This is a genomic window from Massilia sp. LXY-5 (assembly GCF_059801075.1).
The window spans coordinates 599,978-621,084 of sequence record NZ_JBNNEH010000002.1 but is presented as its reverse complement, the minus strand read 5'-3'; the positions used below and the strand labels follow the sequence as shown (position 1 = coordinate 621,084).

The 21,107-nt window shown below is 65.8% G+C and carries 13 protein-coding genes; 2 read left to right on the top strand and 11 right to left on the bottom strand.

Annotation, left to right across the window (positions count from 1 at the left end; genetic code table 11):
- Positions 1-7: 7 nt before the first annotated feature.
- Both ACI48I_RS06305 and pnuC read right to left on the bottom strand, forming a co-directional pair.
- Positions 8-544 (bottom strand): AAA family ATPase, encoded by a 537-nt coding sequence (locus tag ACI48I_RS06305; RefSeq protein WP_193685085.1) that lies wholly within the window; start codon positions 542-544, stop codon positions 8-10.
- Positions 541-1,149, bottom strand: a complete 609-nt coding sequence (gene pnuC / locus ACI48I_RS06300; protein WP_498573654.1) for a nicotinamide riboside transporter PnuC — start codon at positions 1,147-1,149, stop codon at positions 541-543. The genes ACI48I_RS06305 and pnuC overlap by 4 nt, the downstream gene beginning before the upstream one ends.
- Before the next feature lie 239 nt (positions 1,150-1,388).
- Between pnuC and ACI48I_RS06295 the strand changes: the two genes are divergently transcribed.
- Positions 1,389-3,347 carry an alpha/beta hydrolase family protein gene (locus tag ACI48I_RS06295; RefSeq protein ID WP_498573653.1) on the top strand — a complete coding sequence of 653 codons (1,959 nt, stop codon included), beginning with the start codon at positions 1,389-1,391 and terminating at the stop codon, positions 3,345-3,347.
- A gap of 138 nt (positions 3,348-3,485) precedes the next feature.
- On the opposite strand, the gene ACI48I_RS06290 is transcribed toward ACI48I_RS06295, so the two are convergent.
- Entirely contained in the window at positions 3,486-5,621 is a 2,136-nt protein-coding gene (locus ACI48I_RS06290) for a S46 family peptidase (protein WP_498573652.1), read from the bottom strand.
- A gap of 165 nt (positions 5,622-5,786) precedes the next feature.
- On the opposite strand from ACI48I_RS06290, the gene ACI48I_RS06285 reads away from it, so the two are divergent.
- The gene (locus ACI48I_RS06285) at positions 5,787-6,818 is read left to right on the top strand and encodes a bile acid:sodium symporter family protein (RefSeq protein WP_498573651.1); all 1,032 of its coding nucleotides are present in this window, start codon (positions 5,787-5,789) and stop codon (positions 6,816-6,818) included.
- Between the two features lie 365 nt (positions 6,819-7,183).
- On the opposite strand, the gene ACI48I_RS06280 is transcribed toward ACI48I_RS06285, so the two are convergent.
- The 8 genes from ACI48I_RS06280 to ACI48I_RS06245 form a co-directional block, all read right to left on the bottom strand.
- On the bottom strand, positions 7,184-7,702 hold the full coding sequence (locus ACI48I_RS06280; RefSeq protein WP_498573650.1) for a PEP-CTERM sorting domain-containing protein: 519 nt from the start codon (positions 7,700-7,702) through the stop codon (positions 7,184-7,186).
- Positions 7,703-7,940: 238 nt separating this feature from the next.
- The gene (locus ACI48I_RS06275; RefSeq protein WP_498573649.1) at positions 7,941-8,108 is read right to left on the bottom strand and encodes a hypothetical protein; all 168 of its coding nucleotides are present in this window, start codon (positions 8,106-8,108) and stop codon (positions 7,941-7,943) included.
- 54 nt (positions 8,109-8,162) lie between these two features.
- Positions 8,163-9,530, bottom strand: a complete 1,368-nt coding sequence (locus ACI48I_RS06270) for an efflux transporter outer membrane subunit (protein WP_498573648.1) — start codon at positions 9,528-9,530, stop codon at positions 8,163-8,165.
- A 47-nt stretch (positions 9,531-9,577) separates the two neighbouring features.
- Positions 9,578-12,811, bottom strand: a complete 3,234-nt coding sequence (locus ACI48I_RS06265; RefSeq protein WP_498573647.1) for an efflux RND transporter permease subunit — start codon at positions 12,809-12,811, stop codon at positions 9,578-9,580.
- Entirely contained in the window at positions 12,808-15,906 is a 3,099-nt protein-coding gene (locus tag ACI48I_RS06260; RefSeq protein WP_498573646.1) for an efflux RND transporter permease subunit, read from the bottom strand. The genes ACI48I_RS06265 and ACI48I_RS06260 overlap by 4 nt, the downstream gene beginning before the upstream one ends.
- Before the next feature lie 28 nt (positions 15,907-15,934).
- Complete coding sequence (locus ACI48I_RS06255; protein ID WP_498573645.1) at positions 15,935-17,305, bottom strand: efflux RND transporter periplasmic adaptor subunit; 1,371 nt, start codon at positions 17,303-17,305, stop codon at positions 15,935-15,937.
- Positions 17,306-17,573: 268 nt separating this feature from the next.
- Positions 17,574-19,442, bottom strand: a complete 1,869-nt coding sequence (gene sppA / locus ACI48I_RS06250; RefSeq protein WP_498573644.1) for a signal peptide peptidase SppA — start codon at positions 19,440-19,442, stop codon at positions 17,574-17,576.
- A gap of 28 nt (positions 19,443-19,470) precedes the next feature.
- Positions 19,471-20,940 (bottom strand): sodium:solute symporter, encoded by a 1,470-nt coding sequence (locus ACI48I_RS06245; RefSeq protein WP_498573643.1) that lies wholly within the window; start codon positions 20,938-20,940, stop codon positions 19,471-19,473.
- Positions 20,941-21,107: the final 167 nt, after the last annotated feature.

The following is a 21,107-nucleotide window of genomic DNA, read 5'->3' as shown; positions in this document are numbered from 1 at the left end:
TCGGCTTTTAAAGTGCATCCAGCGGCGCCAGCACCCTGAGCGCCGCCTCGACCTGCCGCAGCCTGTGCGGCAGGTCGCCTTCCACCAGCACGAAGCGGATGCCGCGTTCGTCCAGTTCCCGCTCCACCATCCCGAAGACGCGCTCGCGCACCTCTTCCGAGTCGCGCATCAGGCCGTCCGCTATCCAGGGCGTGTCGGGCGCCGTCACCAGCGTCAGCGCGTAGTCGTGCGTGGCCGCCAGGCGTTCGAGCCCGGCGTCGACCCTGCCCCAGTAGGCGCGGCTGTAGAGCGCCGTCATGAGCGGCGTCGTGTCGCAGAACAGGAAGCGGTTCGCGCGCGCCGCGGCTTCGTCCTCGCGTGCGCGCTGGGTGCGGGCGATCCCGTACTGGTCCGTTTCGAAGGGCACGCGCCCGTGGGTATCGACGAATTCGCGCAGGTATTCGGGCACCCAGAGCGTGCCGTAACGCTGCGCCAGCGCCTGGCACAAGGTCGACTTGCCGGACGACTCGGCGCCCAGCACGGCGATGCGGCGCACGCCGCTCATGGCTGCACCTGCCGGGCTTTCGCCAGATTGCCCCAGGCGACCAGGCCGCGCGCCGCCAGCACCACGAAGACCGCGTACAGCACCGCCGTCACATGCAGGTCCTTGTAGACATACAGGCCGACATACAGCACGTCGACGGCCAGCCACACATGCCAGTTCTCGACTTTTTTACGCGCCAGAAGCACCGTGCCGGCCAGGCTGCCGGCGGTGAGGAAGCCGTCCATGTGGGGGACATCGGTGTTTGTGTACGCCTTCAGGAACCAGGACAGCACGATGAAGCCCACGGCCCAGCCAGCCAGGGTCCAGGCCCAGCCGGCGCGGTTCAGACGCGTGACCACCAGCCGCGCGTCGCCCTCGCCGGCACCGCGCAGCCACTGCCACCAGCCCCAGACCGAGGTCGCGATGAAGACCAGCTGCAGGCCGCTGTCGCCATACAGGCGCGCGTCGAAGAACACGACCGCATACGTGGCGGAGGAAGCGATCGAGAACAGCCAGGCCCAGTGATTCTGGCGGATGTTGAGCAGGACGGTGACGACTGCGAGGACGAAGGAAATCAGTTCGAGCGGGGTGGTGGCGAAGCCGAACAGGGCGAAGGTATCGTTCATGCGTGGGACGCGCCGGCCCGGGCTGCGTCAGGTCGCGCGGGGCATGGCGGCAGGAGGAAAAAGGCGGTGCTCATCGGGCTGGCGAGTATGCACGCACAATCGCGAATATGCAATGGAAGGAGCATGTAGCCCCGGTACTACGTGTTGTCAAAAAGAATTTTGTATATTGAAATATATTGATATACTGAAACACTTCTATGGTTTTTATTTTATCCAGATCCACACATCAGGAGACGTTCATGCGTATGCATCTAGCGGCCATTTGCGCAGCCTTGCTGTGGGTCGTACCGGTCCTCGCCGACGCGACTGTTCCCCTCGCGGACTTCGTCCACGAAGACCAGTTTTCGCAGCCGCGCCTGTCGCCGGATGGCAAGCATGTGGCGATTACGGTGCGCCTGCCCAGCGGCGACCGTTTCATTCCGGTCCTCATGATGTATACCGTCCCGGAAATGAAAATGACCGGGGCGATCCGCATGAAGGCTTTCGAGGTGCCGGCGAACTATTTCTGGGTCAGCCCGACCCGGCTCGTCGTTGCCAAGGCGCGCGAATTCGGGTCGCGCGAGGCGCCGCAGATGACCGGTGAGGTAGTCGCGGTGGAACTCGACGGCAGCAAGCAGGCATACCTGTTCGGATACGACATGTTCATGTATTCCAAACAGGGGGAACGCTACGGTGACGACCATGCCTACGGTAGTATCGAGGGCATGTCGAACAAACGGGATGGGCATGTCTTCGTCGGCAGCTACGCCTGGCGCGGAAAGAACAGCCTGTTGTACGACATCGACTCCAACAAGTCCACGCGCAAGCTGGTGGCCGACCTGCCGGTGCAGGATCTCAGCTTCGTCTTGCAGCACAACGGCACGCCGCGCTTCGCCACCGGCGTCGACGACCAGTCCCGTGCCGTCGAATTCCGTTTCGACGATGCCAGCGGCCGCTGGAACAAGATCGAGAAGCGCGATTTCCGGCGTTACCACCCATTCCAGTTCAGCGCCGACGATCGCGAGTTCATTGCGAGCTACTCGGTCCACGGCGAGCCTGACCAGCTGGTGCGGGAAGACCTGGCGACCGGCAAGCGCAGTATCCTGTTCCAGGACGCCGTCGGCAGCGTTGGCGGCACGCTGTATACGAGCGATTCGCTGCCCTTCGCTGCCTACTCTGCCGTCGGCATCCCCAGCCTGCGCTACTTCGACGAGAACGGCGCTGACGCGCGGCTGCACAAGGAGCTCAGCGCCCAATTCCCTGGCGAGTACCTGAACTTCATCGACTACAGCGACGACGGCAAGCTCCTGCTGTTCAGCGTAAAAAGCGACCGCGACCCGGGGAGCTATTATCTGTTCAACCGTGAGACGATGAAGGCCGACATGCTGTTTTCCGCGATGGAGAAAATCGACCCGGAACAGATGGCCGAACGACGCCCGATCAGCTTCCGGGCACGCGACGGACTCGAACTGCACGGCTTCCTGACCATACCGCGCGGCACCGGCGCAGCCAAGCCACCGATGGTCGTCCTGCCGCACGGCGGTCCGCACGGTCCCTACGACAACTGGTTCTTCGACGAAGACGCGCAATTCCTTGCCAGCCGCGGCTATGCCGTCCTGCAGGTCAACTTCCGCGGCTCGGGCGGGCGCGGGCTGAACTTCCTGGAAGCGGGTTATCGCCAGTGGGGCACAAAGATCATCGACGACCTCGTCGACGGAACGCGCTGGGCCATCGCCCAGGGAATGGCAGATGGCGAACGCGTATGCGCCTACGGCGCAAGCTTCGGCGGCTACGCTTCGATGATGCTCGCGGCGCGCGAGCCATCGCTCTACAAGTGCGCGGTCGGCTACGTAGGCGTGTATGACCTCAAGCTGCTGGCCAAGCCGCAGAACAATCGATACGACACAGTCAAGACGAGCGCCTTCCGCAAATACATCGGCGACGACAAGGAGGAGCTCGACCGCAATTCACCAGTGACGCTGGCGGCCAGCATCAAGGCGCCAGTCTTCCTCGTCCACGGCGGGCAGGACAAGCGTGCCGTCGTGGACCATGCCCATGCCTTGCGCGCTGCATTGACCGCCGCCGGCCGCCCACCGGAATGGTTCCTTGCTCCGAACGAAGCTCACGGCTTCTACGACACGGCCAACCGCACCGCCTTCTACGAAAAGCTCGAGGCCTTCCTCGGCAAGCATATCGGTCCGGGAGCGGCGCCGAAGTAAGCTTGCGCATCGCGCAGCCGATGGCAGAAACCGCGGCCCTGGCGCTGCGGTTTTTTTGGCGCCGGCGGCGGCCGCCCTGGCATAAAAAAACCGCGCCCCGGATCTCCGGGGCGCGGTTTTAACGGTCCATCTGCCCGCTTACTTCTTCGGGTATTTGATCGTCATTTCCTTCAGCAGGTTGTCGGCATGGTCGACTTCCTTCATCACCCACAGCATGTAGCGGATATCGACGTGGATCGCGCGCGTGATCGCGGTGTCGAAGTACCAGTCCTTGGTGATCGACTCGTAGGTCGAGTCGAAGTTCAGGCCGACCAGTTCACCGCGCTTGTTCATCACGGCCGAACCGGAATTGCCGCCGGTCGTGTCCGCGCTCGACAGGAAGTTCACCGGCACCGTATTCAGCACCGGATCCTTGAACACGCCATAGCGCTTCGCTTTCACCGCTTCGGTCAGCGCTGCCGGAACCAGGAACGGGTCCTTGTCGGTCGCCTTCTCGAGGATGCCCTCGACCGTCGTGAACGGTCCCTTGACCAGGCCGTCGCGCGGTGTGTACGGCGCCACGGTGCCGAAGGTCACGCGCAGCGTCGAATTCGCGTCCGGATAGACCGGCTTGCCCTGCGACTTCTTGTACGCGATGACGGCCGCCATGTACTGCGGAATGGTGCGATCGAGGTTGCCGTCGACTTCCTTGCGGCGTTCGTCCAGATTGGTCGCGACCTCGTTCAGGCGCACCGCGAGCACGATGAACGGATCCTTCGATGCGCGGAAGGCGTCGACGTCCTTGCCGATCCAGGCCAGGCGTTTGTTGGTGTCGGCCAGTTCGGTCGACTGGTACAGGGAACCCAGGCTATTCGCGGCCGGCAGCAGCGCGTCCAGCCCTTGCGGGCGCAGCTTCGGATCGATCTTCGCATAGCGGTTCAGGGCAGCGGCATAGCGCGCCTGGTCGACGCCCGGCACGAAGGACTGCTCCAGGCGCGTCAGGCGGGCCTTGATGAAGGAGAGGTCGCGTTCCTGGTAGCCGGCTTCGCGCTCGGCGTCCGGCTTCTGGCGTTCCTGGGCAAGGCGGTACAGGGTGCGCGCGCTTTTCAGCAGGTCGCTATGCGAGGCTTCCGCATAGGCGGCCTCTTCGCGCGAGAGCGCCATGTCGGCGGCGATCACGGCGTCGAGGTCGGCCAGCAGTTGCGGACCGCTTCCATTCTTTGCATACCAGGCACGGAACTCGGCGTCCTGCACGTCCTTGATGGCCGCGACGTCCTTGCGCGCGAAACCGTCCATCAGGCCCTGCGTCTTTTTCAGCACGTTGTTCAGGCTTTTCGCGACGCTGGCGTAGCGCACGTCCCAGGCAGGATTGCCCTTGGTAGCCTCGGCGATCACGGCCAGGTCGGCGGTAATGGTGGCCGCTTTGGCCGGGAAGTCGGTGTCGCGCGCGAAGCGGATCTCGGACGGCAGCTTGTAGCGGCTGGTGCGGCCCGGGTAGCCGGCCAGCAGGATCGGATCGCCGTTCTTCAGGCCTTCGGCGGAGACGACCAGATAATCCTTCGACTTGTACGGGACGTTGTTCGGCGACGGATCGGCCGGGCGGCCGTCCGGGCCGACATAGGCGCGCAGGAAGGAATAGTCGCCGGTCTGGCGCGGCCATTCATAATTGTCGATGTCGCCGCCGAAGTTGCCGATCTTGTCCGACGGTGCGTACACCAGGCGCACGTCGCGGATCATCAGCTGCTTGATGCGGTAGTACTCGAGGCCGCGGTGGAAGGCCGGCACCGAGCAGCGGTAGGCCTTGTCGCTCTCGCACTCGGCGATCAGGGCCTTTACGCGCGAGGAAATCGCTTCGTTGCGCTGGCGGCCGGTCAGGTTCGCGCCCAGGCCCTTCAGCACGCGATCGGTCACGTTCTCGACCTTCTCGGTAACGTAGACCAGGGTGTTCGGACCGCCCGGCAGTTCCTCGGCGCGGGTTTTCGCCAGGAAGCCGTCGACGATGTAGTTCTTTTCCGGGGTCGAATTGCGCTGGATCGCACCATAGCCGCAGTGGTGGTTGGTGACCACCAGGCCGTCGGGCGAGACGAAGGAGGCCGAGCAGCCGCCCAGCGACACGATCGCGCTCATCGGATGCTTCGACAGGTCGGCCAGTTTCTCGGCCGGCATCGTGATGCCGATGCGTTTCAGTTCGGATTTCAGCTGCGGCAGCTGGTGCGGCTGCCACTGGCCTTCGTCGGCCAGGGCATGACCGGCGACGCCCAGGAGAGCGACGGGAAGAACGATCGATTTGAACAAGACAGACCCCGAATGATGAGTAAAAACAAGCCGGGAGTATAGCCCGGTTGGGAAGAGCGGGAAAACGATTTTTTGGCGTCGATACCCGCGTTCCGCGCACGCCGCGGCACGCCGCCATGCTTGAGGCTAGAATGGCCATTCACCGACGTTCCCGCCCGAGATCCCATGCGCAGCCTTGCCACTTCTGTCTCCACCCTCATGCGCCGCCTCGCGCTCGACGCCTTCACCATCGGCCTGATGGTCATGGTCCTGCTGGCGAGCCTGCTGCCGGCCAGCGGCCAGGCCGCCCTCGTCCTCGGCGACGTCACCACGCTGGCAATCGGCCTGCTGTTCTTCCTGCACGGCGCCAAGCTCTCGCGCGAAGCGCTGGTGGCCGGCCTGACCCACTGGCGCCTGCACCTGCTGGTGCTGTCCGCGACCTTCGTCATGTTCCCGCTGATGGGACTGGCCATCGAACCGCTGGCGTTGAAGCTGCTCACGCCGGAGCTGACGATGGGGATCCTGTTCCTGTGCGTGCTGCCGTCCACCGTGCAGTCCTCGATCGCCTTCACGGCGCTGGCGCGCGGGAACGTCGCGGCGGCCGTCTGCAGCGCCACTGCTTCGAACTTCCTCGGCATCTTCCTCACGCCCCTGCTGGTCGGAACCCTGGTGCTGCAGGGTGCGCAAAGCGCCGGGGGCTCGGGCCTGGCGCAAATCTGGAAAATCGTCGAGCAGCTGCTGCTGCCCTTCCTGGCCGGCCAGCTGCTGCGCCCCTGGATCGGCGCCTTCATCGACCGCCATAAACCCGTGCTGCGCTATGTCGACCAGGGCTCGATCCTGCTGGTGGTCTACATGGCCTTCAGCGAGTCGGTCAACGAGGGCTTGTGGCAGCACATCTCGGGCACGGCGCTGGTCGTGCTGAGCGTGCTGTCCTGTGTGATGCTGGCGATTGCCCTCGGCCTGTCCGTCTGGACCAGCCGCCGGCTCGGCTTTTCGAAAGAAGACGAGATCACGATCGTGTTCTGCGGCTCGAAGAAAAGCCTGGCCAGCGGCGTGCCGATGGCCAAGGTGCTGTTCGCGCCGTCGGCGCTGGGGATGATCATCCTGCCGCTGATGCTGTTTCACCAGATCCAGCTGATGGTGTGCGCGGTGCTGGCGCAGAAATGGGCGCGGCGGGCGGAGGAGCCGCAGGCCGTGCCGGAGCAGGTACGGCAATAAGCTCGCGCCGCGCCAGGCGCGGCGCAGCACATCCTGATCGGACACGCCGGGCTGCCCGTTCTCGGCGGGCCGCTCGTCAAGCGACGAGAGCAGAACCAGGGAAAGGGAGGAACGTTTGTCACGGTACAAACAGTTGCGTGCGCAACTGTTGCGCAGTGTCATGGCGTCTGGAACCGGTCATCCATTGTGCATCTCGCGTGGCGATTTCATCGGCCGGACGATCACGCGCGACGAGCCTTCGCGGCGCGCGGGCGCCGCAACGTGGTGTGCGGCGCGCAGAAGTGGGCAGCATCATGTTCGTCCTGGCTGACCTCATTACCGTGCCCCTTCCAGCGTCGTACTACCGGCTGGGAAGCAACGCCTTGTTACGCGCTGCGGCGCTTCATGGATGCGTACAGCAGCCCCAGGCCGGTGAGCAGCATGGCACTGGACGCCGGCTCAGGCACATCCGCAGGCGCGGCGTCGAGGTCCGTCACCGTCAAGATATAACGGCCCGAACCCAGGCGAGGGGGCTGGGTCATGGCAAACGTGCCGAGCCTGAAAGTCGGGCCGGTTTCAGGACCGGTGTACAGCTGGGGGCCGTCGGTAACAAGCAGGAAGCCAGGGCGATCATAAGCGTCGATTTCCAGCCCACCGGCATATTTCGCGTTGTAAAACCAGATGCCGGCGCGATCGGAGGACGACCCTTGAAAACGGCCCTGAACATTCTCCACGAGGAAGGCGTCTCCCATCCAGCTCTCATCCGGTACAACAGTGGAATCGAGTTGCCAGCTGGCCGTGTAATCGCCGGTGAGGTCGAACTGGTACATACCCGCATTGACTACCCCGGCCGACAGCAGCATGGCAACGGCAGCGGCACTTTTCAAACGTTTGATCATATTCATTGAACTCTTCTTGCCCCATGTGACAGGTCCTGGATCTGGACCATTGATTGGATGTCCGGGCAATCGGAGTCATGCTTTTTCGTAGCACCCGGCGTATATCAAGTCTGCAGGACGCACAAAAGCAGGAATTGTGCCTAGGAAAAATTGACAATAGAAAACAAATAGTTAAAGCTTTCCACGGCGCAAAATTGTTGCTGGCGTAAAATTCTTCGACAGTGTGTAGCGGTTACCGGACCAGTCAGTCAGGTCCTTCCGGTTCGATCGTGAGCGGCGGCTCGGTTGGAGCCGCGGGCGCATCGACGATCAGCAGCGTGCGCGAGACCTCCTGCGTGGCCTTCTGCTGCACGACCTGCACGGCCACTGCGCGCCCGTCGATGACGGGCTTGGGATGGCGGAAGAAGAACATGACAGTCCCGGCTAGAGTAGTTGACAACCCAAGCTTGGTACGAATGGCGCTAATTCAAGGCTGGCTGCCCGCATGCCAGCCGCCGCCGAGCGACTGGATCAGGGCCACCGCCACCGTCTGGCGGTCGCTTTGCACCTGCACCAGCGAGCGGCGCGCGCTCAGGGCCGTGACCTGGGCCTGCACCACCTCCGTATAGCCCACCTGCCCCGCCCGATAGCGGTTCATGATCTGCTGCTCGACCAGGTCGGCGGCCTCCGAGGCCTGGCGCCGCAGGTCCTGCTGCTGGGCCAGCACGCGGGTGGCCGTGAGCTGGTCTTCGACGTCGCCGAAGGCCGTCAACACCGTCTGCCGGTAGCGCGCGACGGCCGCCTGGTGGCGCGCCTCGGCGCCGGCGACGGCGGCGCGCGTGGCGCCGGCGTTGAAGATAGCCTGCGCCGCAGACAGGCCGAAGGACCAGGCCGCGTTCGAGAGCTTGAACAGGTCGCCCACGCGGCTGCCGCTCGTGCCGAGCGAGCCCGATAAACCGATGTTCGGGAAGTATGCAGCGCGTGCGACGCCGATCTCCGCGTTCGCGGCGGCGACCTCGCGTTCGGCGGCGGCGATGTCGGGACGGCGCTGCAGCAGCGTGGCCGGCACGCCGACCGGCACGTCCGGCACCGTCACGCGCCAGTCGGGGAGCGGCGCCAGCGCGAATTCGCTCGGCGCCTTGCCGACCAGGATTGCGATCGCGTGCTCGAACTGGGCGCGCTGGCGCCGCAGCGAGAGTTCGTCGCTCTTCGCTGTGGCGAGCTGGGTCTGGGCCTGCAGCACGTCGGTACGGGCGGCGATGCCGGCGTTGAAGCGATTGGTCGTGATCTGCAGCTCGCGCTCGTAGCCGGCGATCGTGCGTTCAAGCAGGGCGCGCTGGGCGTCGAGCGCGCGGATCGTGAAATAGTTCGAAGCCAGCTCTCCCTGCGCCGAAAGGCGCGCGCTGGCGAGATCGGCAGCGCTGGCCTCGGCGCCCGCCTGGGCGCTGGTGACGCCGGCGCGCAGGCGGCCCCAGACATCCGGCTCCCAGCTGCCGCCCAGGTTCAGGCGATAGCGGTTGTCCGCTCCCTGCCCGCGTACGCCGGAACGGTCGGCGCCCAGGGTCAGCGAGAGCGACGGGAACAGGGCGGCGCGCTCCTGCTGCACCGCCGCGCGCGCGGCCGCGTAGTTGGCGACGGCGGCGGCCACGTTCTGGTTCGAGACCTCGACGCCGGCGACGAGCGCATCGAGGGCCGGATCGCCGAACAGCTGCCACCACGGTCCGCGCTCGAGCGCGTCGGCAGGCGCGGCCGGCACCCAGCCCTCGAGCTCCTTGAACGCCACGGGTTCGGGCGTGGCCGGGCGCTGGTAGGCGGGGCCGACGGCGCAGCCGGCAAGGCCGAGGGCAAGGGCCATGGAAAACGCGGTCAATCGGAACGGCTTGGATTTCTGCATACAGGGTCTCATCGTGAAATGGAAGGCAGGGCTTCGTCTTCGACCGGATGGCGCGCCAGTTCGCGCTCGCCCGTCGTCGGACGGCGCAGCTTGTCGAGCAGGACGTAGACCACCGGCGTGGTCAGCAGCGTCAACAACTGGCTCGCGACCAGGCCGCCGATGATGGCGATGCCCAGCGGCTGGCGCAATTCGGAGCCTTCGCCGAAGCCGATCGCCAGCGGCAGCGCGCCCAGCGCCGCAGCCAGGGTCGTCATCAGGATCGGACGGAAGCGCAGCAGGCAGGCTTCGCGCACGGCTTCAAGGGCCGAGACGCCCTTCGAGCGTTCGAGATCGAGCGCGAAGTCGATGATCAGGATCGCATTCTTCTTGACGATGCCGATCAGGAGGAACACGCCGATCAGGGCGATGATCGTGAACTCCATGTTGAACATCAGGAGCGCCAGCACGGCGCCCACGCCGGCCGAGGGCAGCGTCGAGAGCACCGTGATCGGGTGGATCAGGCTTTCGTACAGGATGCCGAGCACGATGTAGATGACGACGATCGCCGCCAGGATCAGCAGCGGCTGCTCCTTGTTCGATTCCTCGGCCGCGCGCGCCGTGCCCTGGAAGCTGCCGCGCACGTTGGAGGGCATGGCGATGTCGGCTTCCGCCTGCTTGACGGCGGCCTTGCCGTCTTCCAGGTTGGCGCCCTCGGCCAGGTTGAACGACACGGTCGTCGCCAGTTCGCCGTCCTGGTGGTTGACGGAGGTAGGCGTGGCGCTCTCGGCGAAGCTGGCGATGGCGGACAAGGGCACCATCGTCGTGGCGCTGCGGGACAGGGCCGAACCGCCCGAGGCGTCGCGCGTGGCCGTGAGGCTGGATGCCGGCGCCGGAGTGGTATTCGCGCTGGCAGCTGCGGTGGCGGTCGGTTTCGCCGGCACGTACACATCCTTCAGCGCCTCCGGCGTCTGCGCATACTTCTGCGCCACGCCCATGATCACGTGGTACTGGTTCAGCTCATCGTAGATGTTCGCGACCTGGCGCTGGCCGAAGTTGTTGTACAGCGCATTGTCGACGTCGCGCGTGCTGATGCCGAGGCGCGAGGCGGTCGCCTTGTCGATCGAGACGTACATCTCGACGCCGTTCTCGGCCTGGTCGGTGTCGACGTCGACCAGCTGCGGCTGGCGCTTCATGGCGTCGGCCAGCTTGCCGGCCCAGTTTTTCAGGTCGCCGGCGTTGTCGCTTTTCAGCGTGTACTGATAGGTCGAGTTGCTCGATCGTCCGCCCATGCGCAGGTCCTGCACGGGATTCAGGAACAGCGAGACGCCGGTCACGCGCGCCAGTTTCGGGCGCAGGCGCGCGATCACGGCCTGGCCCTTGTCGGTGCGCTCGGATGCGGGCTTGAGGTCGATGAACATGAAGCCGCCCCCTGCCCGGCCGCCGCCGGTGAAGCCGACGACGGTGTTGACCGCCGGGTCGCGCTTGATGATGTTGACCAGCTGGCGCATCTTGCCCTGCATCGCCTGGAAGGAGATGCTCTGGTCGGCGCGGATGCCGCCGCTGATCTGGCCCGTGTCCTGCTGCGGGAAGAAGCCTTTGGGGGCCGCCGAGAACAGGTAGACGTTCAGGCCGATGACGAACACGAGAATGACCATCACCAGCGCCATGCTGCCCAGCGCCCAGTCGAGCGAGCGCTCGTAGACGCGATGGATCCAGTCGAAGCCGCCTTCCGCCCAGCGCGCCAGGCGGCCCGGCGGACGCTCGATGGTATGGCCTTTCTTCAGCAGCCAGGCGCACATCATCGGCGTGGTGGTCAGCGAAATGACGAGCGAGATCATGACGGCTGCGGACAGCGTCACCGCGAATTCGCGGAACAGGCGTCCGACCTGTCCGCCCATGAACAGCAGCGGAATGAAGACCGCCACCAGCGAGAGGCTGATCGAGAGGACGGTAAATCCCACTTCGCGCGCGCCGACCAGCGCCGCCTGCATGCGGTCCATCCCGGATTCGATATGGCGCGCCGTGTTTTCCAGCACCACGATGGCATCGTCGACGACGAAGCCGGTGGCGACCGTGAGCGCCATCAGCGACAGGTTGTTCAGGCTGAAGCCCAGCATGTACATGACGCCGAAGGTCCCCAGCAGCGAGACCACCGTGGCGACTGCCGGGATGACGGTGGCGCGGGCGCTGCGCAGGAACACGCTCACCACCAGCACCACCAGCAGGATCGAGACCATCAGCGTGAATTCGATCTCGTGCAGCGAGGAGCGGATCGAATTGGTGCGGTCCGAGGCCACCTGCAGGGTCACGTCGCCCGGCAATTGGGCCTGCAGCGAAGGCAGCAGCGCGCGCACGCCGTCCACCGTTTCGATGACGTTCGCCGCCGGCTGGCGCGTGATCAGCACGATGACTGCCGGCTCGCCGTTGAACAGGCCGAGGGTGTTGATGTTTTCCGGGCCGTCGATGACGTCGGCCACGTCCTGCAGGCGGATCGCGGCGCCGTCGCGCCAGGCGACGACGAGACCCCGGTAGTCGGCGGCGCTGCGGCCATTCGTTGGCGTATCGGCCTGCGAATAGATCTGCAGGCGGTTGCCGTTGCCCTCCAGCGCCCCTTTCGGGCGGTTCGGATTGCTCGACTGGATGGCGGCGCGCACATCCTCGGCCGAGACGCCGTAGCGATTCAGCGAATAGGGATTGAGTTCGACGCGCACGGCAGGCAGCGAGCCGCCGCCGATCTCGACTTCGCCCACGCCCGGCACCTGGGCCAGGCGCTGCTGGACGATGTTCGAGACCGCGTCGTAGATCTGGCCAGGGGTGCGCGATTTCGAGGTCAGCGCCAGGATGATCACCGGCTGGTCCGACGGATTGGCCTTGCGGTAGGTCGGGTTGCTGCGCAGGGTGGACGGCAGGTCGGCGCGTGCGGCATTGATTGCAGCCTGCACTTCGCGCGCAGCCGAATCGATCTTGCGGTTCAGGTCGAACTGCAGGCTGACGCGGGTCGAGCCGCTGCCCGAGTTCGAGGTCATCTCGTTGACGCCGGCGATCGTGCCCAGCCTGCGCTCGAGCGGCGTCGCCACGCTGCTGGCCATGGTCTCCGGGCTGGCGCCGGGCAGCGAGGCCGAGACCGAAATCGTCGGGTAGTCGACCTGCGGCAGCGGCGAGACCGGCAGCACGAAGAAGGCGGCAATGCCCGCCAACGCCAGCCCGATCGTCAGCAGGACGGTCGCGATCGGGCGCTGGACGAAGGGCTTCGACAGGTTCATGCGCCGACCTCACGTGGCCTGGCGGGCGCCTTGCCGCTCCAGCGGCGCGAAAGACGATCGAAAGCGAGATAGATCACCGGCGTGGTGAACAGCGTGAGCAGCTGGCTGAGGATCAGGCCGCCGAAGATGGCGAGACCCAGGGGACGCCGCAGCTCGGCGCCCTCGCCCCAGCCGAACATCAGTGGGACCGCGGCGAACAGGGCGGCGAGGGTCGTCATCAGGATCGGGCGGAAGCGCAGCAGTGCCGCCTGGCGGATGGCGTCGAGCGGGGATTTTCCCTGGTCGCGTTCGGCCTCGATCGCGAAGTCGATCATCATGATCGCGTTCTTCTTGACGATGCCGATCAGGAGAATGATGCCGATGATGCCGATCACGCCCAGGCCCTGCCCCGTAACCCACAGCGCCAGCAAGGCGCCCACACCCGCCGAAGGCAAGGTCGAGAGGATGGTCAGCGGGTGGATATAGCTCTCGTACAGCACGCCCAGCACGATGTAGACGCAGACCACGGCGGCCAGGATCAGCCACAGCTGGTTCGACAGCGAGTTCTCATACGCACCGGAAGCGCCGAGGAAGGTCAGCGTCACCGAGGGCGGCATCCTGATGTCGGCGGCTGCGGCGCGGATCGAATCGACGGCCTGTCCGAGCGAAGTCCCGGTGCTGGTGTCGAAGCCGATGGTCGTGGCCGGGTATTGCGCCACGTGGGTGACCTGCAGCGGGGCCTGCTCTTCGCGGATCGTCGCCACCGCCGACAGCGGGGTCGGCTCGCCGGAACTGGTGCGCAGCTGCAGGCGGCCGAGGGCGGCCAGCGACATTGCCTCGTCCTGTTGCGCTTCCAGGATCACGCGGTACTGGTTGGTCTCGGTAAAGATGGTCGAGACGATGCGCTGCCCGAAGGCGCTGTAGAGGGCGTCGTCGATGCTGGACGCCGTGATGCCGAGGCGCGAGGCGGTGTCGCGGTCGATGTGGACGACGGCGGCCGCACCCATCGCACCGGCGTCGGTGGTGACGTTGCGCAGCTGCTTCTGCCGGGCCATGCGATCGACGAGCTTGCGCGCCCATTGGGTGACGGTGGCATTGTCGGCGCCTTCCAGCGACACGCGGTACTGGGTCGGGCCGCTTTCGGCGTCGATGGTCAGGTCCTGGGTCGGCTGCAGATACAGGGTCAGGCCGGCGACGTTCGCGACACGCCGCTTCAGGCGGGTCATGATCTCGTCCGGGTCGCCGTCGCGGTCGCGCTTTAAATTGATCAGCATGGTGCCGGCGTGGAGCATCGTGTTGTTGGCGGCGTCCACGCCCACGTTCGAGGCCAGCGATTCCACGGCCGGATCGTCCAGGATGGCCTTGGCCGCCGCCTGCTGCATCTCGGCCATGCGCGCGTAGGAGATCGCCTGGCGCGCTTCCACCCGCGCCTGCAGCTGGCCCGTGTCCTGGGTCGGGAACAGTCCTTTCGGGATCACTACCCACAGCAGGGCCGTCAGCGCCAGCGTGGCCAGGGCGACGATCAGGGTCAGGCCCTGCCTTGCCAGCACCCAGTCCAGGCCGCGGTCGTATTTGTGGATCACGCGGTCGAAGAAGGCCTGCGTCTTTTGCGCCAGGCGGCCCGGCTTTTCTTCCTCATGGCTGCGCAGCCAGCGCGCCGACATCATCGGCACCAGGGTCAGCGACACCACGGCGGAAATCAGGATCGTGATCGCCAGCGTCACCGCGAACTCGCGGAACAGGCGCCCGACCACGTCGCCCATGAACAGCAGCGGGATCAGCACGGCGATCAGCGAGACCGTCAGCGAGATGATGGTGAAACCGATCTGCGCCGCGCCTTTGATTGCCGCGGCCATCGGCTTTTCGCCCTCCTCGATATAGCGCGCGATGTTCTCTATCATGACGATGGCGTCGTCGACCACGAAGCCGGTGGCGATCGTCAGCGCCATCAGCGACAGGTTGTTCAGGCTGTAGCCGAGCAGGTACATGACGCCGAAGGTGCCGATCAGCGAGATCGGCACAGCCAGGCTGGCGATCACCGTGGCGCGCACGCTGTGGAGAAAAGCGAAGATCACCAGCACCACCAGCGCCACGGCCAGCAGCAGCTCGATCTGCACGTGTTCGACCGAGGCGCGGATGCCGGTCGTGCGGTCGGAGAGCACGTCCAGGCGCAGCGAGGCCGGCAGGCTGGCCTGCAGTTCCGGCAGGCGCTCCTTGATGGCGTCCACGGTGGCGATGACGTTCGCGCCCGGCTGGCGCTGCACGTTCAGGATGATGGCCGGCTTCAGGTTGGCCCAGGCGCCGAGGCGCACGTTCTCTGCGCTGTCGACGACCTTCGCCACGTTATCCAGGCGTACGGGAGCACCATTGCGGTAGGCGACGATCAGGTTCTTGTAATCGTCGACCGTCACCAGCTGGTCGTTGGCATTGATCGCGTAGGCGCGGGTCGGGCCGTCGAAGCTGCCCTTGGCGCTGTTGGCGTTGGCCGCCGTGATCGCGGTGCGCAGCGAATCGAGGCCCATGCCGTAGGACGCCAGCGCCTCGGTATCGGCCTGGATGCGCACGGCCGGACGCTGGCCGCCCGAAAGCGAGACCAGGCCCACGCCCGAGACCTGGCTGATTTTCAGGGCGAGGCGCGTATTCACCAGATTCTGGATTTCGGTGAGCGGCACCGTGTCGGAGGTGATCGCCAGGGTCAGCACCGGCGCGTCGGCAGGGTTGACCTTGGCGTAGACCGGCGGCGCCGGCAAATCGGCCGGCAGCAGCGAGCCGCCGGCATTGATCGCGGCCTGCACTTCCTGTTCGGCCACGTCGAGCGTCTGGCCGAGGCCGAACTGCAGGGTCACGATCGAGACGCCGGCGGCGCTGGTCGAACTCATGCGAGACAGGCCCGACATCTGGCCGAACTGGCGCTCCAGCGGCGCGGTGACCGTGCGCGCCATGACCTCGGGACTGGCGCCGGGGTACAGGGTCTGTACCTGGATGGTCGGGAAGTCGACCTGCGGCAGCGCGGACAGCGGCAGGAATTTGTAGCCGACCAGGCCGGCCAGCACGATGGCCAGCATCAGCAGGGCTGTCGCAACCGGGCGGCGGATGAAGGGGCCGGAGGGGCTCATGAGCGGCCCCCACCGCCGACGGCGGCACTCATTGCGCTGCTCCCTCGCGCTGGCGGCGCGGACGTTCGCCCTGCGCGCCCTCGCCGGCACGTCCGCCTTGCCGTCCACCTGCCCCGCCCTGCGGCCGGTCACCCGGCAGCGTCACTTTCGCGCCGTCCTTCAGGCGGTCCGCACCTTCGGTGATCACCTGCTCTCCGGCCTTCAGCCCGGTCGCCACCTGTACCTTGTCGCCCGTCGCCTGCCCGCGCGTCACGTTACGCAGCGCCACCGTCTTCTCCTGCGGATTGAGTACGTACACGAAATCGCCGTTTGCCCCATGGCGCAGCGCGTTGACCGGAACCACGACGGCGCCCTCGATCGTGCGCACTTGCAGGCGCAGGTTGACGAACTGGCTAGGGAACAGCTTGTTGTCGGTGTTCTCGAAACGCGCCTTGGCGCGCACGGTGCCGGTCTGGGTGTCGACCTGGTTGTCGAGCGCGGCGAAGCGGCCGGTGGCGAGCGTGGCGCTGCGGGTGCGGTCGAGCGCGATCGCCGGCAGCCTGGCGTTCTGGGCAATGCGGCCCTGCAGTTCCGGCACCTGGTCCTGGGGCACCGCGAATTCGACGTCGATCGGCGAGAACTGGGTGATCACGGCGATGCCGTTGGCGTCGCCGCTGGACACCAGGTTGCCGATGTCGACCGTGCGCAGGCCGACGCGCCCGGAGATCGGCGCCTTCACCTGGGCATAGCTCAGGTTCAGCCGCGCCAGGTTCTCGGCCGCGGTGTCGGTCTTGACCGTCGCCTGCAGCTGTTTTACAAGGGCCGCCTGGGTATCGACTTCCTGGCGCGCAATCGAGTCCTGTTCCAGCAAGGTACGGTAGCGCGACAGCAGCAGGCGCGCATTTTCCAGCTGGGCTTCATCGCGCTGGCGCTGCCCGGTGGCCTGCAGGAGCGCGATTTCCGACTGGCGCGGGTCGATCGTGGCCAGCACCTGCCCGGCGCGCACGACCTGGCCTTCCGTGAAGTTGATCTTCTGGAGCACGCCCGAGACCTGCGGCCGCACCGTGGCCACCGCCGCCGGCGTCACCGTGCCCAGGGCCTCGAGCGTTACCGGGATGTCGACCTGTTCGGCCGTCGCCACGCCCACCGTGGTGGCCGGCGCACCGCGGCGTCCCCCGCCTCCACCAGGACCGCGAGCACCGCCTCCGCTACCCGCTGCCGCTCCTGCCCCGCCGCGCGCACCCGCGGCGGCGCCGGGGCCACCTGCGGCTTGCGGCGGCGTGCGATGGGTCAGGTACCAGGCCAGCGCCGCCAGCGCCGCCATGGCCAGCACGGCGATGATGCCGCCGATGACCTTGCTGCGCTTCCTGGTACGCGTATCGGGACTGGGGGTCTTGTTCGGGGAAACGGTGGAATCCATGCTCATCCTTGATAGTCGGCTTGCTGAATACACAAGTAATCAGCTCGGAATGTAGCACGCCCCACCGCAAGGATATGTTTCGTAACGTACATAGCGCGGCCGTCAAGAAACCCGGCTGGCGGCCGTGCCGGCACGGCCTTTACACCGCTTTACACCATAGGAGGAAGTAGGCAGGAGATGGACGAAAAAAAGGCGCCGGATGTCCCGGCGCCCTTCCTGCAGTTTGTAACAGCCGATACAAATCCGCTACATGGATGAAGCTCCGGCACTATGGCAGCTCGCACAGGCAGTGCGTCACGGCCGCGAACGGCTTCTTGCCGTCGGCCAGTTCCGACAGCCAGCCCAGGTCTTTCGCGGCCCCGGCCACGGCGCCGGCCGGCAGCGCCGCTGGCAGCACACCCTGCAGCATGCCCAGCTTGACCTCGATCTTGATGGCCTGGACGCTGGACACGCCCAGCAGCGACAGCACGCGCTCCAGGCTGGAACCCGGACGCTGGACATAGGCGACGCGGAAGTCGTCCTTCAGGTGCGCGCGCCTGGCGGCCGAACGCAGCGCGTCGCCATAGCTGCCCAGGCGGTCGACCAGGCCGCGTTCCTTCGCCTGGGTGCCGGTCCAGACCCGGCCCTGCCCCACTTCGTCGATCTTCGCCTGCGTGGTCTTGCGTGCGGCGGCGGCCTTGGTCGTGAACTCGCGGTAGACGTTGTTGATGCTGGACTGGACCAGTTGGGCGAAGCGCGGGTCGAGCGGGCGCAGGGGGTTGTAGGCGTCCGCCAGCCAGGTGGTCGTCACGCCGCCCGTGCGCACGCCCAGCTTGTCCGCGACCTTGTCGGCCGTCGGCAGGATCGCGAATACGCCGATCGAGCCGGTGACGGTCGAGGGGTCGGCGATGACTTCATCGGCCGCCATCGAAATCCAGTAGCCGCCGGAGGCCGCGACGTTGCCCATCGAGACCACGACCGGCTTGCCGGCCGCGCGCGTGAGTTCCAGTTCGCGCCGGATCAGTTCCGAGCCGTAGGCGCTGCCGCCGGGCGAATCGACGCGCAGCACCACGGCCTTGATCGCATCGTCCTCGCGCGCGCGGCGGATCATGTTGGCGGTCGAGACGCCGCCGACCACGCCCGGGCCGCCTTGTCCATCGGTGATTTCGCCGGCGGCGACGATCACGCCGACCGCGTCGCCGAAGGCCTTCTGCGGATTGCGCCCGAGGTAGTCGCCGTAGGAGACCTGGCGGAAACTCTTGGCCGACTCGTCGTAGGCGCCGCGCTTGATCATCAGCGCGCGCACTTCGTCCTTGGTCTTGATGCCGTCGACCAGTTTGAGGTTCAGCGCCACCTGCGCCGCATTGCCGCCGGCCGCTTCCATCAGCTGCGGCAACTGCTCGATGCCGCGCGCCACGGAGCCCGGCGCCAGCTTGCGGTTCTTCTCGACGGTGGCCGTGTAGCCGTTCCACAGCGCGCCGTAGAGGAAGGTGTCCGCTTCCAGCGCCGCCTGCGAGGGGCCGTTGGCGATATAGGGCTCGGCGAAGCTCTTATAGGTGCCGACCTTCATCAGGTTGACCGTCACGCCGAGCTTGTCGAGCGCGTCGCGATAGTAGTTGCGGCGCCGGCCGAAACCTTCGATCAGGACCATGCCCATCGGGTGCATATAGACTTCGCTGGCGTGCGAGGCAAGCAGGTAGCGCTTCTGGTCGAAGTTGCCGCCCCAGGCGATGACCGGTTTGCCGGCCGCCTTGACGCGGTCGATCGCGGCGCCGGCTTCGTGCAGCATGGCCAGGCCGCCGCCGTCGAGTTCGTCCAGCAGCAGGTAGACGCTGCTGATGTTCTTGTCCTTCGCGGCCGCATCGAGCACGACCAGCAGGTCGCGCAGCTCGACCGTGCGGCGTACCTCGCCGCCGACATTGGCCAGCAGGGCGTCGCGCAGGCCGCCGCTGTGCTCTTCGACCAGGTCGCCGCGCAGCTCGAGCACCAGCGCCGTTTTCGAGGCGAGCGGCTTGGTGCCGCCGCCGAACATGGTCACCAGCAGGACGATGACGATGAGCAGGAACAGCGCGTTGAGCACGAAGCGGCGGGTGGCATCGAGGCCGCGCCAGAACATGCCGACACCGCGACGCAGGGAAGTGAGAGGCTTGAAGGACATCGGAACTCCGCTAAATGAAGGGGGGACGTCAGGCAGTAACCGTCAGCTTGTTCGCCGTCTCTTTGTGAGAGATCGCAAACAGGCCAACGAATACGAGTATGCCATTGACCATCAACAGTTCAAGTCCCAGCCGATAGCTGCCGAGCAAATATTGCTGATAGAACTCAAGGATGGCGCAAAGAACCGGCGCGCCGACCGTCACGAACGGCACCAGCCGGTCGGTCAGCGTGCGTTTGGTGAGCATGCCGAAGGCGAACAGGCCGAGCAGCGGACCATAGGTGTAGGCCGCCAGTTTCAGGATCACGCCGATCATGCTCGGCTCGTCGACCGCCTTGAAGCCCAGCACCAGCACCAGGAACAGCAGCGCGAAGCCCAGGTGGACGCGGCGGCGCAGGCTTTCCTGGCCCGCCACGTCGAGATCCTGGCGGCGCTTGATGCCGAGGATGTCGATGCAGAAGGTCGAGGTCAGCGCCGTGATGGCACCGTCGGCGCTCGGGAACAGGGCCGAGACGAGCGCGATCAGAAAGATGATCTGCACGGTGGCAGGCAAGTGGCCCATGACGACGGCCGGGAAGATCTTGTCGCCGGTGGCCGTGACGCCGGCCAGCGGCGCGTACAGGTAGAGCAGCCCGCCCAGGAACAGGAAGGCCGAGAGCACGACCACCAGCACCAGGGTCAGGCTCAGCAGGTTCTTTTGCGAGTCGGCCAGGGTTTTCACCGAGATCGTTTTCTGCATCATTTCCTGGTCCATGCCCGTCATCGTCAGCACGATGAAGATGCCGGCCACGAACTGCTTCCAGAAGAAGTTCGGGCTGTCGACATCCATCGTGAAGATGCGCGACAAGCCTTGCGCGCGCATGGTATCGAGGCTTTGCGGGATCGACATGCCGAGTTCGCCCAGCAGGAACCAGACGCAGGCGAACAGGCCGAACAGCATGCAGGTGGTCTGCAGGGTATCGGTCCAGACGATGGTCTTCACGCCGCCCTGGTAGGTGTACATCAGGATCATGGCCAGGATCACCAGCGTTGTCAGCCAGAACGGGATGCCGAGGCTGTCGAGGATGATGGCCTGCAAAATATTCACGACCAGGTACAGGCGCGCGGTCGAACCGAGCAGGCGCGAAACGATGAAGAATCCCGCCCCGCTCTGGTAGGCGCGGCGCCCGAGGCGCACGTCGAGATAGTGGTAGATCGAGGTGAGTTTCAGGCGGTAATACAGGGGCAGCAGGATGTAGGCCACCGCGACATAGCCGAAGACATAGCCGATCAGGATCTGGCCATAGCCGAAGGCATCCTTGCCGACCGCGCCGGGTACGCTGATAAACGTTGCGCCCGACAAGGTGGTGCCGACCATGCCGAAGGCGACCAGCATCCAGTTGCTGCTCTTGTTACCGATGAAGAAGCTGTCGTTGTTGGCGTTGCGGGAGGTGGCCCAGGCGACGCCCAGCAGGAGCGCGAAATAGCCGATGAGGATGCAGAAGAGAAGAACCGGGGACATGTGTTTCCGTGGGTGTTGATGTTTCGCCCAGCAATATACACCCAGACGGGGGAACGGACCATCAACGCTTCGTAGGGTGGGCATTCATGCCCACGCGGTGATAGTCAGCCGCGAGATCAGCGAGCACGAAAGCGCAGCCGACGCGTATCACCGCGTGGGCACGAGTG

What these genes read in the sequence shown, in the direction of transcription:
- ACI48I_RS06305 (WP_193685085.1), bottom strand. Translation starts at nt 544, where the DNA reads ATGAGCGGCGTGCGCCGCATCGCCGTGCTGGGCGCCGAGTCGTCCGGC.
- pnuC (WP_498573654.1), bottom strand. Translation starts at nt 1,149, where the DNA reads ATGAACGATACCTTCGCCCTGTTCGGCTTCGCCACCACCCCGCTCGAA.
- ACI48I_RS06295 (WP_498573653.1), top strand. Translation starts at nt 1,389, where the DNA reads ATGCGTATGCATCTAGCGGCCATTTGCGCAGCCTTGCTGTGGGTCGTA.
- ACI48I_RS06285 (WP_498573651.1), top strand. Translation starts at nt 5,787, where the DNA reads ATGCGCAGCCTTGCCACTTCTGTCTCCACCCTCATGCGCCGCCTCGCG.
- ACI48I_RS06280 (WP_498573650.1), bottom strand. Translation starts at nt 7,702, where the DNA reads ATGAATATGATCAAACGTTTGAAAAGTGCCGCTGCCGTTGCCATGCTG.
- ACI48I_RS06275 (WP_498573649.1), bottom strand. Translation starts at nt 8,108, where the DNA reads ATGTTCTTCTTCCGCCATCCCAAGCCCGTCATCGACGGGCGCGCAGTG.
- ACI48I_RS06270 (WP_498573648.1), bottom strand. Translation starts at nt 9,530, where the DNA reads ATGGCCCTTGCCCTCGGCCTTGCCGGCTGCGCCGTCGGCCCCGCCTAC.
- ACI48I_RS06265 (WP_498573647.1), bottom strand. Translation starts at nt 12,811, where the DNA reads ATGAACCTGTCGAAGCCCTTCGTCCAGCGCCCGATCGCGACCGTCCTG.
- ACI48I_RS06260 (WP_498573646.1), bottom strand. Translation starts at nt 15,906, where the DNA reads ATGAGCCCCTCCGGCCCCTTCATCCGCCGCCCGGTTGCGACAGCCCTG.
- ACI48I_RS06255 (WP_498573645.1), bottom strand. Translation starts at nt 17,305, where the DNA reads ATGGATTCCACCGTTTCCCCGAACAAGACCCCCAGTCCCGATACGCGT.
- sppA (WP_498573644.1), bottom strand. Translation starts at nt 19,442, where the DNA reads ATGTCCTTCAAGCCTCTCACTTCCCTGCGTCGCGGTGTCGGCATGTTC.
- ACI48I_RS06245 (WP_498573643.1), bottom strand. Translation starts at nt 20,940, where the DNA reads ATGTCCCCGGTTCTTCTCTTCTGCATCCTCATCGGCTATTTCGCGCTC.